Genomic DNA, 18,697 nt, shown 5'->3' with positions numbered 1-18,697 from the left:
CACACCGCGTGGGGGATGCTGCTCGGCGCCTCGACCGACCGCTCCGACGTGGTGTTCGGCGGGGTGGTGTCCGGCCGTCCGACCGACCTGGCCGGGGTCGAGTCGATGATCGGGCTGTTCGTCAACACGGTCCCGGTGCGGGTACGGCTCCAGCCCGGCGAGCCGATTTCCACGCTGCTGCGGCGGGTGCAGGCCGAGCAGAACACGCTGCTCGAACACCACCACGTCAGCCTGGCCGAGATCCAGCGTGACGCGGGCGCCGGAACCCTGTTCGACACGCTCGTGGTGATCGAGAACTACCCGGTGGACCCGGATTCGATCGACACCGCCGGTGCCGCCGCCGGGCTCCGGCTCGCCGGGATCACCGGCAGCGACGCCACGCACTACCCGGTCACCCTGATCGTGCAGCCGGGTCGCCGGCTGAAACTGGGCCTGCTCTACCTGCCCGATCGCCGCACCGCCGGGCAGATGGCCACGCTCGCGGACCGGCTCGTCCGGCTGCTCACCCGGATCGCCGCCGGCCCGGACCGGGCGCTCGCGGAGTTCGACCTGCTCAGCGACGGTGAACGAGCCCAGTTGCCCCGCACGCCGGTGGCCGTCGACCGCGTGCGGACAGTGCCGGAACGCATCCGTGAGCACGCCGTTCGCCGGCCGGACGCGATCGCGGTCTCCGATTCCGAGCAGTCCCTGACCTATGCCGAACTCGACGACCGTTCCGGACGGCTTGCCGCGGTGCTCGTCGGGCGCGGTGCTGGACGCGGGGACTTCGTCGGCGTCATCCTTCCCCGTGGCGTAAACACCATCGTCGCCTTGCTCGCCGTGCTTCGCGCTGGTGCCGCGTACGTGCCCATCGATCCGGACTACCCGGCCGACCGCATCGCCGGGACACTGGATGACGCGCGCCCGGTGACCGTGGTGACCGACCGAGCCACCGAACACGTGCTTCCCGCGGGTGTCGACCGCGTCCTGGTTGACGCCGGTGCAGCGGCGCGGGGGGATGTCGTCGTCGATCCCGAAGAGGCGGCCTACGTCATCTACACCTCCGGTTCGACCGGGCGCCCGAAGGGCGTGATCGTCACGCACCACAACGTCACGCGGCTGCTCGACACCACGCGCGAGCTGTTCCGTTTCGGGCCGGAGGACGTGTGGACGTGGTTCCACTCCACGGCTTTCGACTTCTCGGTGTGGGAGATCTGGGGTGCGCTGTGTCACGGCGGCCGTCTGGTCGTCGTTCCGGCAGAAGCGCGCCGGTCGCCGCGCGAGATGCTTGGCCTGCTCGCCCGCGAACGCGTCACAGTGCTCAACCAGACGCCTTCCGCGTTCGCCGCGCTGTGCCGTGCCGACGACGAGGAACCTGAACCGGGACTCACGCTGCGGCAGGTGATCTTCGGTGGTGAAGCGCTCGACGAGTCCGTGCTGCGGTCGTGGTTCGCTCGCCACCCCGGGACGTCGCTGGTCAACATGTACGGGATCACCGAGACCACCGTGCACGTGAGCCACACCGAGCTGCGCGCGGACCACCCGTCGGGCATCGGTACGGCGCTCCCGGACCTGCGGATGTACTTGCTGGACCACGCTTTGCGGCCGGCGCCGCCGGGGGTGCCCGGTGAGATCTACGTCGGCGGCCCCGGCGTCGCCCGCGGCTACCTCGGCCGTTCCGCGCTCACCGCGACGCGGTTCGTCGCCGATCCGTTCGGCCCGCCCGGTGCGCGGCTGTACCGCAGCGGCGACCGGGCGATCGCGCGGCCGGACGGAGTGCTCGACTACCTCGGACGGGCCGATCGGCAGGTCAAGGTCCGCGGGTTCCGTATCGAACTCGGCGAGGTGCGTGCCGTCTTGGCCGGACACGCCGAGGTCGCCGCGGCCGAAGTGGTGGCCCGTCCCGGTCCGGACGGCACACTGCGGCTGATCGGCTACTACGTACCCACGGCAAGCGCCGGTCCGGACGGACTGCATGACCACCTGGCGGCCCGGCTGCCCGCACACCTGGTTCCTGCCGTCCTCCTGCCAGTGCGCGAGTTCCCTTTGACGCGTAACGGAAAGCTCGATGTCGATGCTTTGCCCGAACCGTCCGCGCGGGCAGGGAGGACCCCAAGTGGACCGGCCGAGGAGCTGGTCGCCGCGGCCGTCGCGGAGGTCCTGGGGGTGTCCGAAGTCGGCGCGGACGACGACTTCTTCGCCCTGGGCGGGCACTCCCTGTCGGCGATCCGGCTGGTTTCGCGGCTGCGTTCGAGGCTGGGCACGGACATCAGCATGCGCGCGGTGTTCGACCAACCCACGGTGTCCGGGATGGCCGCCCTTGCCGCCGGCCCGGCTCGGCACGGCCCGGCGTTGACTCCGCGCGAACGGCCGGCGGCGCTACCGTTGTCGTTCGCGCAGCAGCGGCTGTGGTTCCTGGATCGGCTACACGGCCTGGGAACCGGTTACACCATCCCGTTCGCGGCGCGGATGCGAGGCGAGCTTGACGAAGCGGCGTTCCGCTCGGCACTCGCTGACGTCGTCGCGCGGCACGAGGTTCTGCGTTCGCTCTTCGGTGAGGACGGCGGACTGCCGTACCAGCGGGTACTACCCGTTGCCACGCCTGAGGTCGTTTCGACGGCCGTCACGGCCGCGGAGGTCCCCGAACGGCTGGCGGAGATCGCGGCTTACGAGTTCGACCTTTCCGCCGAGATTCCGGTACGGGCGTGGGTCTTGCATCTGTCCGAAGTGGAATCCGTGGTGGTCGTGCTGGTGCACCACATCGCTGCGGACGAGTGGTCGGCCGGTCCACTGCTGGGCGACCTGGCCACGGCATACGGTGCACGAGCCGCCGGCGGGCCGCCGGACTGGGCGTCGCTGCCTGTCCAGTACGCGGACTACGCCCTGTGGCAGCGGGATCTGCTCGGCGGAGAGGACGACCCCGATAGTCCACTCGGGACTCAAGTTGGCTACTGGCGCGACGCGCTGGATGGCCTGCCCGCGGAAACCACCCTGCCGTTGGACCACGCGCGTCCGGCGGTCTCGGACAACCGTGGCGACACGGTGGATTTCACTCTGGATCGGGACAGTTACCTTGCGCTGTCCGAGTTCGCGGCGGCTGCCGGGGTAACGGTGTTCATGGTGTTGCAGGCCGGGGTGGCCGGGTTGTTGTCGCGGCTGGGTGCCGGAGACGACGTCCCGCTGGGTTCTCCGGTGGCCGGGCGCGGCGACGCCGCGCTGGACGAGCTCGTCGGGTTTTTCGTGAACACCTTGGTCCTGCGTACCGATGTTTCCGGCGATCCGTCGCTGCGTGCACTCGTTGCCCGCGTCCGGGAGGCGAACCTGGGTGCGTTCGCTCACCAGGACGTGCCCTTCGAGCGGCTGGTCGAGCTGGTGAACCCGGAACGCTCGCTGTCGCGGCATCCGTTGTTCCAGGTGATGGTGCTCTACCAACGCCGCGACGCCGGGCTGCCCGGTCTGCCCGGGCTGGAAAGCGAACCGGAGCCGGTGCACCGGCAGACCGCGAAGTTCGACTTGACCTTCGCGTTCGCCGAGGACCCCGGCGCCGGCCTGTCCGGTTCCATCACCTACCGCACCGACCTGTTCCAGCGGGACACCGTGGCGTCGGCCGCTCGCCGGCTCGGCCGCCTGCTTCGAGGGTGGGTTGCCGATCCGGACACCCCGCTCGGTGCGGTGGAAGTGACGGACGAGGACGAACAGCGTGCGCTCTCGCAGTGGAACTCCACCACCGCGCCGGTTCCGTCGACGACGTTGCCCGAGTTGTTCGCCGAGCAGGTCCGCCGGAATCGGGACACCACCGCTCTCGTGGCCGGCCAGGTCCGGCTCAGCTACGGCGAGCTGGACGCCCGGGCCGAACGGCTGGCCGGTTCCCTGCGCAGGCACGGTGTCGGCCCGGACGTGGTCGTCGGGGTCGCCGTGCCGCGCTCGATCGAACTGGTACTGGCGTTGCTCGCGATCCATCGCGCCGGTGGTGCGTACCTGCCGATCGACCCGGACCACCCGGCTGCCCGCAACGACTACGTGCTCCGTGACGCTCGTCCGGCGCTGGTGCTGTCCAATGAGGACTTCACTGCGCCGGTACCAGTGCACAAGTTCACCGCCGATGGAGTGCTGGACGCACCGGGCAAGGCCACCGAGACCGCCCAGCCGCGACCGGAGCACACGGCCTACGTCATCTACACCTCCGGTTCCACGGGCAAGCCGAAGGGCACAGTCGTCTCGCACCAGGCCATCGTCAACCGGCTGTGCTGGATGCAGGACACCTTCGGGCTCACGGCCGGAGAGCCGGTGCTGCAGAAGACTCCGTCCGGATTCGACGTTTCGGTGTGGGAGTTCTTCTGGCCGCTGATCACCGGCGCGACGCTCGTCGTCGCCGAACCCGGCGGCCACCGTGACCCTGCCTATCTGGCGAAGGTCATCCAGGACGAGCGGATCACAACTGTCCACTTCGTACCGTCGATGCTGCGCGCCTTCCTGGCCGAGCCCGCCGCCGCGCGGTGCACCTCGGTGCGGCGGGTGCTGTGCAGTGGCGAAGCACTCCCGCGTGAGCTTGCCGACCAAGCTCTGTCGACAATGGACGCGGAACTGCACAACCTGTACGGGCCGACCGAGTGTGCGGTGGACGTCACCTGGACCAAGGTGGAGTCCGATGCCCGTCCGGTGCCGATCGGGGCACCGGTGTGGAACACCACCTGTCACGTGCTGGACGCACGCTTGCGTCCGGTGCCGCCCGGCGTGCCGGGGGAGCTGTACCTCGGCGGCGTGCAGCTCGCCCGTGGCTACCTCGCGCGCCCCGCTCTCACAGCGAGCCGGTTCGTCGCGGCGCCCGGGGGAGCGCGCCTCTATCGCACCGGCGACCGGGCGCGGTGGACCGCGGAGGGGCAGCTCGAATTCCTCGGACGCGTCGATGATCAGGTGAAGATCCGTGGTCAGCGCATCGAACTCGGCGAGATCGAGAGCGTGCTGACCACGCATCCGGACGTCACCTCGGCCGCCACGGCGGTGTGGGACGGCCGGATCGCCGCGTATGTCGTGTCACGGCCGGGCGCCGAACCGGCGGAGGCCACGCTGCTCGCCCACGCGGCGGAGACACTGCCGGACCACATGGTGCCCACGGTCGTCCTGCGGCTCGACGAGCTTCCGCTGAACCCCAACGGGAAGCTCGACCGCGGCCGGTTGCCCGAGCCCGACTTCGGCACCCGCACCGGCAGCCAGGCCCCGCGGACACCCCGAGAAAGTCTCTTTGTCGACTTGTTTGCCGAGCTGCTGCGGCTGCCGTCGGCCGGGGCGGAGGACAGCTTCTTCGCACTCGGCGGGGACAGCATCCTGTCGCTGCAGCTGGTGAGCCGCGCGCGGGACGCGGGCCTGCTCGTGACGCCAAGGCAGGTGTTCGAGAGGCAGACCCCGGCCGGGCTCGCGGAAGTGGCCGAAGCCGCGGCGAGCGCGCCGGCGCCGGACCCTGGTGAGTCCTTCCGGGATCTGCCCCTCACGCCGATCATGCGCGAACTGCTCGACCGCGGTGGGGACCTGCGCCGCTTCGCCCAGCATCGACTGCTCACCACCCCGCCGGGCCTGCGGCGGGACGAACTCGTGCACCTGCTCAGCGTGGTGCGTGACCGGCATCCGATGCTGAACGCGCGACTGGACCGCGCGGCCGGCCGGCTGGTGCTCGAAGGTGGGACGCCGGCGATCACGGTCACCGGACCTCGCGATCCGGACGGGATTTCCCGTGCCCTGCGTGATTCCGTCGCCTGGCTCGACCCGGAACGCGGACAGGTACTGGCCGCGGTCTGGTTCGACGCCGGTGCACAGGAGCCCGGACGGCTGTTGCTCGTCGTCCACCACCTTGTGGTGGACGGGGTGTCGTGGCGCATCCTGATCGACGAGCTGAGCCGCGCCTGGCACGATCCGCATGCTGTTGCGCCGGGCGGCACGCCGATGCCGGCGTGGGCGCGCGCCCTCGCCACGCGCAGCGGGGAGCTGGCCGGTGAACTGGACCAGTGGCGACGGATTCTCGGCGGCCCGGACCCGCTGCTCGGTACCCGTGCACTGACCCGGGACGACACCATGGAGTCGGTGTCGCACCTGGTCACCTCGGTGCCTGCCGACGTGACCGAGCAGCTGCTGATCACCGTCCCCTCGGCCTTCCACGCCCGCACCGACGACGTGCTGCTGACCGCGCTCGGGCTCGCCTTGGGTACCTGGCGCCGTGCGCCGGGTGCGTTGATCGCTTTGGAGGGGCACGGCCGCGAAGACCACTTGGTGCCCGGCGCGGACCTTTCCCGCACTGTCGGCTGGTTCACCAGTCTGTACCCGGCGCGGCTCGATCTGTCCGGCATCGATCTGTCCGCGGCGATGCGCGGGGAGGCGGCGGCCGGGCAGGCGGTGAAACGGATCAAGGAGGATCTGCGTTCGTTGCCGGGCAACGGTTCGGCATTCGGCGTGCTCCGGTATCTCGAAGAGTCCACTGCGGACGTATTGGCGCAGTTTCCGGAGCCGCAGATCGGGTTCAACTACCACGGTCAGGTCGGTGCCGGCCGCGTCGAGGACTTCTCGGTCGCGCCGGAGAGCGGTGCACTCGTTCCGGCGGTCCCGTCCGGGCTGCCGGCGCCCCGGGTGCTGGACCTCAATGCGTCCGTAATGGACGGAGTGCTGCGGATCAGCTGGTCCTGGGTGCGGCCGCTGCTGGCCGAAGACGACGTGCGGGAGATCGCCCGGCTGTTCGGCGACGCGCTCGCCGCGCTGGGCGAACACGTCGAGGGTGGCGCCGGCGGACACACACCGTCCGACGTGGACCTGCTGGACCTCGACCAGGCCGAGATCGACGAATTCGAAGCGGAGTGGGGAACACGATGAGTGCCGACCGGGGACTCGAGGACATCCTGCCGCTGTCGCCGCTGCAGGAAGGACTGCTCTTCCACGCCGAGGAGGCCGCTTCGGCGGGGGACACGGACCCGTACACCGTGCACCTCGCCGTCGACCTGGCAGGCGAGGTGGACGAGCACCGGCTGCGGGAAGCGGCCGTCCGGCTGGTCGCGCGGCACACCGCGCTGCGGTCGTGTTTCCGCCGCCGGAAGAACGGCGAGCCGGTGCAGCTGGTCGTGCGTGCCGTGGAACCGGAGTGGAGTTTCCACGACGTGCAGGACGCCGAGACCGCCGAGGCGATCGCGGCGGCGGATCGGGCCAAGCCGTTCGATCTCAGCAGGCCACCGCTGGTGCGGTTCACGGTGCTGCGGCTGGGATCCGCGCGGCATCGGCTGCTCGTCACGCACCACCACATCGTGCTCGACGGCTGGTCGCTGCCGCTGATCGTGCGTGAACTGCTCGCCCTCTACGAAGGCGCGGAACACACTCTCCCGCGTGCCCGGCCGTACCGGGATTACCTGTCCTGGCTGGCCAGGCAGGACACCGCGAAAGCGATCGACGCGTGGCGCTCGGCTCTGGAAGGCGTCACCGAGCCGACCCTGCTCGGAACCGGCGCCGGAAGCGCCGGCGCACCGGTGGAGATCACCGCCGAACTCGACGAGGCGGAGACCGGACGGCTGACCGCGTACGTCCGGTCGCAACGGCTCACGCTCGCCGGCGTGACACAGGCGGCGTGGGCGCTGGTCCTCGGCCGGCTGACCGGCCGCGCCGACGTCGTGTTCGGCAGCACGGTGTCCGGCCGCCCACCGCAGCTGCGTGGCAGCGAGACCATGCCGGGCCTGTTCGTCACCACCGTCCCGGCACGGTTTCGCATCCCACCCGCGGAGAGCTTCCTCGAACTGGGCTCGCGCACGCAAGCCGAACAAGCGGAACTGCTCGAGCACCAGCACCTCGGCCTGGCCCGGATCCAGCAGGAGACCGGCCACGGCGAACTGTTCGACACGTTGTTCGTGGTCGAGAACTACCCGCTGGAACAGGCCCCGGCCGAGGAGCACGAGGTCACCGTCACCGGTAGCGCGGGCCAGGACGCCACGCACTACCCGCTGACCGTGCTCGTCATCCCCGGACCGCGGCTGCGGCTGCGCGCCAAGTACCAGCCGGGCCGGATCACCGCGGCACGGGCGCAGGCGGCGGTGAACGGCTTGCGGGCAGTGCTCGTCGCGGCACTGTCCGAACCGGAACGGCCCACGGGCGCCCTGGGTCTGCTGGAAGCTGCTGACCGGCAGGCGATGCTTCGGCAGAGCCGGACCGAACCGCCGGCCCTCGGCGAAACCACGGTGCGAGACCGCTTCGCCGCCCAAGTCCGGCAAACCCCGCAGGCTCCGGCGGTGCACCTGCCCGGCGGCGACTTCTGGACTTACGCCGAACTCCAGGCCCGCGCCGAACGGGTCGCGGGTGCGCTCGTCTCGCGGGACGTCGGCCCGGGCGACCTGGTCGCGATCGCCCTGCCCCGGACACCGGAACTGATCGCGGTGCTGCTCGGCGTGCTGACTGCCGGGGCGGCCTACCTGCCGCTGGATCCGGAACATCCGGCAGAACGGCTCGCGTTCACCTTCGCCGACGCACGTCCACGGTTGCTCATCTCCGACCGGGAACTCGCCGGCGACCTCCCCGCTGTGGCGCCGGAAGCGCTCGACGGTCCGGTGGGGTCCAGCCTCGTGCGGCCGGTGCTGCCCGGGCATCCGGCCTATGTCATCTACACCTCCGGATCGACCGGCGTGCCCAAGGGCGTGGTCATCAGCCAGCGCAACCTGGCCGGCCTGGCTGCCTGGGCGGCGGCCGAGTTCGGCCGCGACGGGCTCGGCCGGGTGCTCGCCGCCACCTCGCTGACCTTCGACGTGTCGGTCTTCGAGATCTTCGGGCCGCTGCTCTGCGGCGGTTCGGTCGAGCTGGTGCGGAACCTGCTCGAACTCGCCGAGCACCCGGGCCGCAGCTGGGAATTCGACCTGGTCAGCGGTGTTCCGTCGGTTGTCGAAGTGGTACTCGACGAGCCCGCGGTAGACCTGCGCGCACGGACGATCGTGCTGGCCGGGGAAGCCTTTCCCAGGGAGTTGTTCGCCCGGTTGCGGGACCGGCTGCCCGCCGCGCGGATCGGCAACATCTACGGTCCGACCGAGGCGACTGTGTACGCCACGGCATGGTTCGGCGACGACCCCGAAGGCGCGCCGCCGATCGGGCGTCCGATCGAGGGCGCCTGCGCTCACGTGCTGGACAGTTCGCTGTCGCCGGTCCCGCCCGGGGTGCCGGGGGAGCTGTACCTCGGCGGACAGGGGGTGGCCGACGGCTACCTGCGTCGCGCAGGACTCACCGCACAACGGTTCGTCGCCGACCCGTTCGGGCCGCCGGGCGCGAGGCTGTACCGCACCGGGGACCTGGCACAGTGGACCGCCGACGGCCAGATCGACTACCTCGGCCGGCTGGACGACCAGGTCAAGGTCCGTGGTTTCCGGGTCGAGCCGGGCGAGGTGGAATCCGCACTGCTGAGCCACCCCGCGGTGCGCCGGGCAGTCGTTCTCGCAGACGGCGGAGGCAGCCTCACCGCGTTCGTCGTGGCGGACCAGCCGGTGGCCGAACGTGATTTGCTCGCCACGGTCGCGGATCGGGTGCCGTCCTACCTGGTCCCGTCCACAGTGGAACAGCTCGCCGAGCCGCCGTTGACCGCGAGCGGCAAGCTGGACCGCAAGGCGCTCGCCGCGCGGCCCAAAACTGCTTCCGTCACGCGCGCACCGCGCACGCCGCAGGAGGAAGTGCTGGCGGGCTTGTTCGCCGAACTCCTGGGAGTCGGCGAGGTCGGGATCGATGACGACTTCTTCACCCTCGGCGGACACTCGCTCCTGGTGGTCCGCCTGATCGGCCGGGTCCGCGCAGTGTTCGGAGTGGACCTTCCGGTTCGCGAGGTCTTCGACCACCCGAGCGTTGCCGCGCTGGCTGCGAGGCTCGGCGAAGGTGATCCGGCGCGGCCGCCGTTGCGACCCGCGGCGCGGCCGGAGGTGATTCCGCTGTCCTACGCGCAGCAGCGCCTGTGGTTCCTGGACCGGCTCGGCAACGCCGGGGCCGCATACAACATCCCACTCGTCGCGCGCATGCGGGGAAGCCTGGACATTCCCGCGCTGCGGGCGGCGCTGGGCGACGTGGCTGCGCGCCACGAGAGCCTGCGTACCGTCTTCGCCGAGTCCGGAGAGACGGCTCGGCAGGTGATTCTCGACGAGGCGCGACCCGAGCTGGTCGAACAGGAATGCCAGACCGGTCTGGACGCCGCGCTGTCCGAAGTGGTCCGGTACGAGTTCGACCTTTCCGCGGAAATCCCCTTGCGGGCATGGGTGTTGCGGGTGGCGGCGGAAGAATCCGTCGTGGTGCTGCTCGTGCACCACATCGCCGCGGACGAGTGGTCGGCCGGCCCGCTGCTGGGTGACCTTGCCACCGCGTACGGCGCGCGAGTCTCCGGCACCGTTCCGAGCTGGACACCGCTGCCGGTGCAGTACGCGGACTACGCGCTGTGGCAGCGGGAACTGCTCGGCTCCGAGGGTGACCCCGGCAGCCTGCTGGCGAGCCAGACTTCGTACTGGCGAAAGACCCTGGCCGAGCTTCCCGACGAACTCCCGCTGCCGAGAGACCGGCCGCGCCCGGCCGTGCCGACCTACGGCGGTGGCTCGGTGCCGTTCCACTTCCCCGCCGAGACCCACCGGCGAGCACGAAAACTCGCCGCGGACGCGGGTGCGACGGTGTTCATGGTGCTGCAGGCCGGAGTAGCCGGTCTGCTGTCCCGGCTCGGCGCCGGTGACGACATCCCGCTGGGCTGCCCGGTGGCCGGTCGCGGGGACGGCGCGTTGGACGGGCTGGTCGGGTTCTTCGTGAACACGCTGGTGCTGCGTACCGACGTTTCCGGCGATCCTTCGCTGCGGTCACTGGTGTCCCGGGTGCGGGAGACCAACCTCGGCGCGTTCGCCAACCAGGACGTGCCCTTCGAGCGGCTGGTCGAACTGGTGAACCCGGAGCGCTCGCTGTCGCGGCATCCGCTGTTCCAGGTCGGCGTCACCTATGAACATCGCGCGCGGCCGCTGCCTGGCCTGCCGGGGCTCGAAGTCGAGCCGGTCGCCGCACGCACTGGTGCGGCGAAGTTCGACCTGACCTTCTCCTTCGTGGAATCGCCGGACGGTGTCCACGGCAGCCTGAACTACAGCACCGACCAGTTCGACCAGGCCACCGCGGAACGCATCGCGCGCAGCCTGACGACGTTCCTCGGCCGTGCGCTCACCGAGCCGAACTCCCCGTCAGGACGCTGGGACGTCCTGGACGAGAGCGAACGCCGTGACCTTCTCGTCCGGAGGAATGAAACTGCCCGCGCGGTACCGGATGTGACGCTGCCCGTGCTGTTCGAGGCCTTCGCGAAGTCCACTCCGGACACTGCTGCTGTCGAGAGTGATGAAGGCACCCTCAGCTACGCGGACCTGAACGCGGCGGCCAACCGGCTGGCGCGGGCATTGGTGGCACGGGGAATTGGGCCCGAGGACAAGGTCGCAGTCGCGCTTCCCCGCTCTCCCCAGGCCGTCGTTGCCGCACTGGCGACCATGAAGGCCGGCGGAACGTACCTTCCGGTCGATCCGGCGTATCCGGCGGAACGGATCAGCTACCTGCTGTGGGACGCCGAGCCCGCGGCGGTGGTCACCGCGTCCGGGATCGAGCTGCCCGAGGTGGCCCCGGCACTCGTGCTCGACGATCCGGAGTCAGCGGCCTGGATCGCCGGCCTGCCCGGCACCGACCTCACTGACGCCGATCGCCGGTCACCACTGCGACCGTCCAATTCTGCTTACGTGATCTACACTTCCGGCTCGACCGGCCGGCCGAAGGGCGTCTTGGTCACCCACGGTGGGGTGCCGAGCCTGGCCGAGACCATGCGCCGGGAATTCGGTGCCGGACCGGGTTCGCGGGTGCTGCAGTTCGCTTCGCTGAGCTTCGACACGGCGATGTGGGAGATCGGCATGGCCCTGCTGACCGGCGCCACGCTGGTGTTCGCCGGCGAGGAGGACCGGCTCGGTGACCGGCTGGCCGCGTTCGTCCGAGAGCACCGGATCACCCACCTGACCCTGCCACCCGCCGCGCTCGCCGCGGTCACCACCGGATTCGCCCACGAGACGACGCTGATCGTCGCCGGGGAGGCCTGTGGCCCGGACCTGGTCGACCGGTTCGCCGGTGCGCACCGGATGTTCAACTCCTACGGTCCCACCGAGACGACCGTGGACATCACGCTGAGCCGCTGCCGGCCGGAGTCCGCGACGACCCGGGTGCCGATCGGGCTGCCGGTGGACAACACCGTGGTGTACGTCCTCGACGAGTTCCTGCGTCCGGTCCCGCCCGGGGTCGTCGGGGAGCTGTACGCAGGCGGCTTCGGCCTGGCGCGGGGCTATCTCGAACGACCGAGCCTGACCGCGAGCCGATTCGTGCCGGATCCCTTCGGCCGCGCCGGTGCACGGCTCTACCGCACGGGCGACCTGGTGCGCTGGAACAACTCCGGTGAGCTGGAGTACGTCGGCCGCTCCGACGGCCAGGTCAAGATCCGCGGCTTCCGGGTGGAACTCGGGGAGATCGAAGCGGTGCTGTCCCGGCATCCGGCGGTGGTGAGCTGTGCGGTGATCGACCGCGAGGACACGCCGGGTGAACGGCGGCTGGCCGCCTACGTGGTCGGCTCGGCCGATCCGGCGGACCTGCGCGCGTACCTGTCGGGCGCGTTGCCCAGCTACCAGGTGCCTGCCTCAATCACCGTGCTCGACGCGCTGCCCCTTACTCCGCACGGCAAACTCGACCGTGCTGCGTTGCCTGCGCCGCGCTACGAATCGAGCGGTGAAGCGGCGCGTGAGGGCATCGAGGAGCTGCTGGCCGGTCTCTTCGGCGAGGTGCTGGGGATTCCGGCACCGAGTGCGCGGGAGAGCTTCTTCGACCTGGGTGGTCACTCGCTGCTGGCGACGCGGCTGCTTTCGCGCATCCGTACGGTGCTCGGCTGCGAGATCCCGCTGCGCGAGCTTTTCGACAATCCGACCGTCGCCGGGCTCGCCGCCGCGCTCGGAGCGGCGGCGGAAGGCAGGCCCGCGGCGACGGCGATGGTGCGGCCGAAGGAGCTGCCCCTGTCGTTCGCCCAGCAGCGGTTGTGGTTCTTCGACCGGCTGCACGGACCGGATGCGACCTACAACATTCCGCTCGCGGCAAGGTTCACCGGACCGCTCGACCCGGCTGCACTCCGGACCGCGCTGAACGACGTGGTAATGCGACACGAAAGCCTGCGTACGGTCTTCGAAGAGACCCAGCAGCGCATCCTGTCCGAAGTGGACGTCCCGTGGGTTTTCGAAGACATCAGCGAGGACGAAGTGGCCGCGAAGGTCCGGGAGGAGGCGCAGTACTGTTTCGCGCTCGGTACGGAGATCCCGATCCGCGCGAAGCTGCTCCGCGTCGCTGCCGACGACCACGTGCTGGTGTTGCTGGTCCACCACATCGCCTCCGACGAATGGTCGACCGCGCCGCTGCTGCGGGACCTCGGCCAGGCCTACGAACGACGAAAGGCAGGGCAGGCTCCCGACTTCACGCCGCTGCCGGTGCAGTACGCGGATTACGCGCTGTGGCAACGCGAGCTGCTCGGCGACGAACACGACCCGGAGAGCCTGTTCTCCCGCCAGCTGGCCTTCTGGCGCAACGCGCTGGCCGACCTTCCCGAAGAACTACCGGTGCCGCGTGACCGGCCCCGCCCGGCAGTAGCCGACAGTCGCGGTGGCGCAGTGCCGTTCGCGCTCGATGAGGACACCAGCCGGGGGCTGCGGGAGCTTGCGGCGGACGCCGGCGCGAGCCTGTTCATGGTGCTGCAAGCCGCGATCGCCGGATTGCTGCGGGCATTCGGTGCGGGCACCGACATCCCGCTCGGCGTGCCGGTCGCCGGACGTACCGACGAAGCTTTCGACGATCTGGTGGGCTTCTTCGTCAACACGCTGGTGCACCGCTGTGACGTCAGCGGGGACCCGGAATTCACCGAACTCGTACGCAGGGTCCGGGAGGGCAGCCTCGCCGCCTACGCGCACCAGGACGTGCCGTTCGAACGCGTGGTGGAGGCCGTCGGCGCGCAGCGTTCCCTCGCGCGGCATCCGCTGTTCCAGGTCATGGTCGTGCACCAGCATCGTGGGAACGAGCAGTTCGGGTTGCCCGGGGTGGAAACCGCCTCCGTGCCCGCGCCCGACGAAGTCGCCCGCTTCGACCTGACGTTCATGTGCACCGACCACCGCGATGGCGTCATCACCGGTGCCGTCAACTACCGCACCGCGCTGTTCGACACGGCCACCGCGCAGCGGCTCGCCCGCGCTCTGGAGCGCTTCTGCGTCAGCGTGGTGAGCGCGCCGAGCACCCGGCTGAGCCGGATCGACGTGCTGGGCGAGAACGAGCGGCGGCGGCTGCTGAGCCTCGGCGACGGTGGCCCGATCCCCGCGGCGGAAACGTTCCCCGACCTGTTCGCCGCACAGTCCGCCCGTACGCCGGACCAGCCGGCCCTCGTCTGCGACGACACGGAACTCGCCTACGCCGAGCTGACCGCGCGCGTCAGCCGGTTGGCCCGGGCACTCATCGACGCCGGCGCGGGACCGGACCGGGTGGTCGCGGTGATGTTGCCGCGGACTGCGGACATGATCGTCGCGCTGCTGGCGGTACTCCAGTCCGGTGGCGCATACCTGCCGATCGACCCGGACTACCCGGACGAGCGGATCACCGTGATGCTCGAGGACGCCGCGCCGGTCGCGCTGGTCACCGTCGCGGACCTGACCACCCGGACCGCCGGCGCGCTCCCGCGGTTGGTGCTGGACGGCGACGACCGGGAGCGGATCGCCGCCTACCCGGCTGAGCCGGTCGGCGACGCGGAACGGCTCGCCCCGCTACACGCCGGGCATCCGGCGTACGTGATCTACACGTCCGGTTCGACCGGCACGCCCAAGGGCGTGATCGTGCCGCACGAGGGCGTGGTCAAGCTGCGTGAGCTGCAGAACCACGTGTACCGGCCGGGTCGGCGGACCCGCATGCTGCACTTCGTATCGCTCAGCTTCGACCTGGCCTTCTGGCAGATGATGGTGCCGCTGGTGTCCGGGGGCACGCTCGTGCTCGCGCCCTCCGACGTCCGCGTGCCGGGGGAGCAGTTCACCGAGTACCTGCGACGGCACGAGGTGAACGTGGTGAACGTGCCGCCGTCGTTCATCGGCGCGCTGCCCGCCGGATGCGAGCTGCCCCCGGAAGCGACGCTCGCGGTCGGCGCGGAGCGGATGCCCGCCGAGCTGACCGAACGGTTCGCCGGACGGCCGCTGATCAACTTCTACGGGCCGACCGAGGCCACCGTGAACGCGACCACCTGGCTGCGGAGTCCGGAGTGGACACCGGGGCCGGTGCCGATCGGCCGTCCCGACCCCGGGGTACGGGCATATGTGCTCGACGAATTCCTCCGGCCGGTCCCGTCCGGCGTGGCGGGCGAGCTGTACCTCGGTGGGTCCGGGCTGGCGCGCGGCTACCTCGGCCGTCCGGGGCTGACGGCGGACCGGTTCGTGGCCGACCCGTTCGGTCCGCCCGGTTCCCGGCTCTATCGCACCGGTGACCGCGTCCGCTGGCTGGCCACCGGCAACCTGGACTTCCTCGGGCGCACCGACGACCAGGTCAAGATCCGCGGCTTCCGGATCGAACCGGGCGAGGCCGAAGCCGCGCTCGCGGCGTTGCCCGCCGTCGCGCAAGCGGTCGTGCTGGTGCGGGAGGACCAGCCGGGTATTCGCCGGCTCGCCGGGTACGTGGTGCCCGCCGGAGAGGCCACTGTGGACGGTGCCACGCTGCGCCGCGAGCTGGCCGCGGTACTGCCGGACTACCTCGTCCCTGCCGCGATCGTGGTGCTGGACGCGCTGCCGGTGACCACCAACGGAAAGGTGGACCGCGCGGCGCTGCCGGCCCCGGACTTCACCGGACGCGACGGGGGCCGTCCGCCGGCGCCGGGCGCCGAGCAGGCACTGGCGGCGGTGTTCGCGGATCTGCTCGGCGTGGCCTCGGTCAGCGCGGACGACGACTTCTTCGCCCTCGGCGGCGACAGCATCGTCTCGATCGGGCTCACCAGCCGTGCCCGGGAAGCCGGGCTGCGGATCACCCCGCGTCAGGTGTTCGAGGGCCGGACGGTGGCCGGGATCGCCGAACTGGCGGCGGAAGTGACAGCCGAACCCGCGGCGGAACCGGCGGATGCGGCGGTCGGCCCGGTCGCGGCGACACCGATGCTGCGGCGGTTCACCGAACGTGGCCCGATGCCCGCCCGGTTCGCCCAGTCGATGCTGCTGCGAGTCCCGGCCGGGACGAGCATCGAGCGGCTGCGACAGGTCCTCGACGCGCTGCTGGACCGGCACGACCTCCTGCGTGGCCGGCTTTCCGGCGACCGGCTGGAGGTCCGTCCGATCGGTGCCGTCCGGGCGGCCGACGTTCTCACTGCCGGAGAGACCGGGCGTATGGCCGACGAGGCCCGGCAGGCTTACGACGAGCTGTCCCCAAAGCGAGGTGACCTGATCCGCGCGGTGTGGTTCGACGGCGGTCCGGACGAACAAGGGCGGCTGCTGCTCGTCGTGCACCACCTCGCGGTCGACGGTGTTTCCTGGCGCATCATCAGCGCCGACCTCGCCCGAGCGTGGAAATCGGGTGCGCTGCTGCCTCGTACGGGCACGTCCGTGCGTACCTGGGCGGCCGGGCTGACCGAAAGCGCGGCACACCGGGACGGCGAAATCGAACTGTGGCAGGACACGCTGCGGGCTGGCGGCAGGACCTTCGGGGACCGGGACCTCGACCCGGCAGTGGACACCGTCGCGACCATGGGCCGCCATTCGGTGACGCTGCCGCCGGACCTCACCGAGCCCTTGCTCACCGAGGTGCCCGCGGCTTTCCACGCCGGCATCAACGAGGTACTCCTCGGCACGCTGGCGGTCGCGTTCGCGGCGTGGCGGCGCGGCCGCGGCGGCCTGCTCGTGGAGATGGAGGGGCACGGCCGGGAAGAACAGGTCGTCGCGGGTGCGGACCTGGCGCAGACCGTCGGCTGGTTCACCAGCGTTTTCCCGGTGGCCGTCGCAGTTTCCGACGAGGAAGTCGACGACGCGCTGAACGGCGGTCCGGCCTTGACCGCGGTGGTGAAGCGGGCCAAGCAACGGTTGCGTGCCATTCCCGACGGCGGAATCGGCTTCGGCCTGCTGCGGTACCTGCGCGGCGCGCTGGCCGACCTGCGTACCCCGCGATTCGGCTTCAACTACCTCGGCCGGTTCGGCACCGGGGGCAGCGACGAACCGTGGACGCCCGCGCCCGAGGCCGTCGCACTCGGTGGTGCGCTGTCCCCGGACATGGCGCTGGAACACGTTCTGGAGCTGAACGCGCTGACCCAGGACCGGGAAACCGGACCGGAGCTGGTCGCGCAATGGTCGTTCGCGTCCGGGATCCTCGGCGAGGACGAGATCGCCGACCTCGCCGGGAAGTGGTTCGCCGTCCTGCGGAACCTCGTCGAGAACCGCACGGCCGACCACGGGCACAGCCCCGCGGACTTCCCGCTCGTACCACTCGGTCAGTCCGATGTGGACGATCTGGATACCCGGTTCCCCGCGGTCGACGTCTGGCCGCTGACGCCGTTCCAGCGTGACCTGTTCGAGGAGGCGGAGACCGGTCCGGCCGGACACGCTGTCGGCACCATCCAGCTCGTGCTCGACTTCGACGGCGACGTGGATCCCGGGCGCCTGCGTGAGGCGGCGGCCGCGTTCCTGCGGCGGCAGCCGAACCTGCGCACCGCGTTCACGCGCACGGCGAGTGGCGTGCCGGTCGCTGTCGTGCACGCCGATCCGCCGCTGCCGTGGCGAGAGGCCGACGACGTGGTTCTCGAAGAGCGAGCACGTCCGGTCGCGCTCGACCAAGCGCCACCGCTGCGGTTCGTGTTCAGCCCGGTGCAGCGGCGGCTCGTCCTCACCTCGCACCATGTCCTGCTCGACGGGTGGTCCACGTCGCTGGTGATCGCGGAACTCCTCGCCGGTTACCGGGGCGAGGAGGTGCCGCGGGCCCGGCCGTACCGTGACTTCCTCCACTGGCGCCGTGACGGTGCCGAGGAAGCCTGGCGTGACCAGCTCGTCGGGCTGCCCGGGCCGACGCTGGTGGCCCCGGACGCCCCGCGGGTCCTGTCCCGGGTGCCCGACCGGCTGGTGGGGGAGCTGAGCGAAGAAGCGACGGCGCGGCTCAGCGACCGCGCCCGCGCCGCCGGGGTCACGCTGAGCACCGCGGTCCAGGCCGCGTGGGGCAGCTGGCTCAGCGAACGGACCGGGCGGGCCGACGTGGTCTTCGGCGCCGTGGTGTCCGGCCGTCCGGCGGACCTGCCGGGTGCGGACCGCACGCCGGGCCTGTTCGTGAACACCGTGCCGGTGCGCGTGCGGTCCGGCTCGCTCGCCGAACTGCACGCCGCCCAGGTGGCCATGCTCGACCACCACCACGCCGACGTCCGCCGGATCGCCGAACTCGCCGGGTACGAACGGCTTTTCGACACCGTGGTGCTGTTCGAGAACTTCCCTGCCGGTGGCGGCGCGGCGCCGGAAACAGAGCCGCGCGTGGCCGGCGTCGGCGGATGGGACAACCTGCCGTACCCGCTCACCTTGTGGGTCACCCCGGGCCGTCGGCTGCATCTGCGGCTCGGCTACCGCGGTGACGTTTTCACCGAGGCGCAGGCGCGGGCCGTACTGGATCGGTTGTGTGACCTGCTCGATTGACGGGATGCCGGGTTTACGATTAGGTA

The 18,697-nt window shown here is 70.9% G+C and carries 2 protein-coding genes (1 of these 2 cut by a window edge); both read left to right on the top strand.

Annotated features, from left to right (window positions below; all coding sequences use genetic code 11):
• A protein-coding gene (locus BJY18_RS16175) for a non-ribosomal peptide synthetase (RefSeq protein WP_184780770.1) crosses the window boundary here: on the top strand, positions 1–6,834 show its 3' portion. It extends 738 nt beyond the left edge of the window; only the last 6,834 of its 7,572 coding nucleotides appear in the window; its start codon lies beyond the left edge, outside the window; the stop codon is at positions 6,832–6,834.
• A complete protein-coding gene (locus BJY18_RS16170; RefSeq protein ID WP_184780769.1) occupies positions 6,831–18,671 on the top strand; it encodes a non-ribosomal peptide synthetase in 11,841 nt (3,946 codons plus the stop codon). The genes BJY18_RS16175 and BJY18_RS16170 overlap by 4 nt, the downstream gene beginning before the upstream one ends.
• Positions 18,672–18,697 lie beyond the last annotated feature (26 nt).

This window comes from Amycolatopsis jiangsuensis, from assembly GCF_014204865.1.
GTDB classification, from domain to species: Bacteria; Actinomycetota; Actinomycetes; order Mycobacteriales; family Pseudonocardiaceae; genus Amycolatopsis; species Amycolatopsis jiangsuensis.
This window is presented reverse-complemented; position numbering and strand designations above follow the sequence as displayed.

Excerpts from the sequence above, each read along its gene's own strand:
- BJY18_RS16170 (WP_184780769.1), top strand. The coding sequence starts at position 6,831 with ATGAGTGCCGACCGGGGACTCGAGGACATCCTGCCGCTGTCGCCGCTG.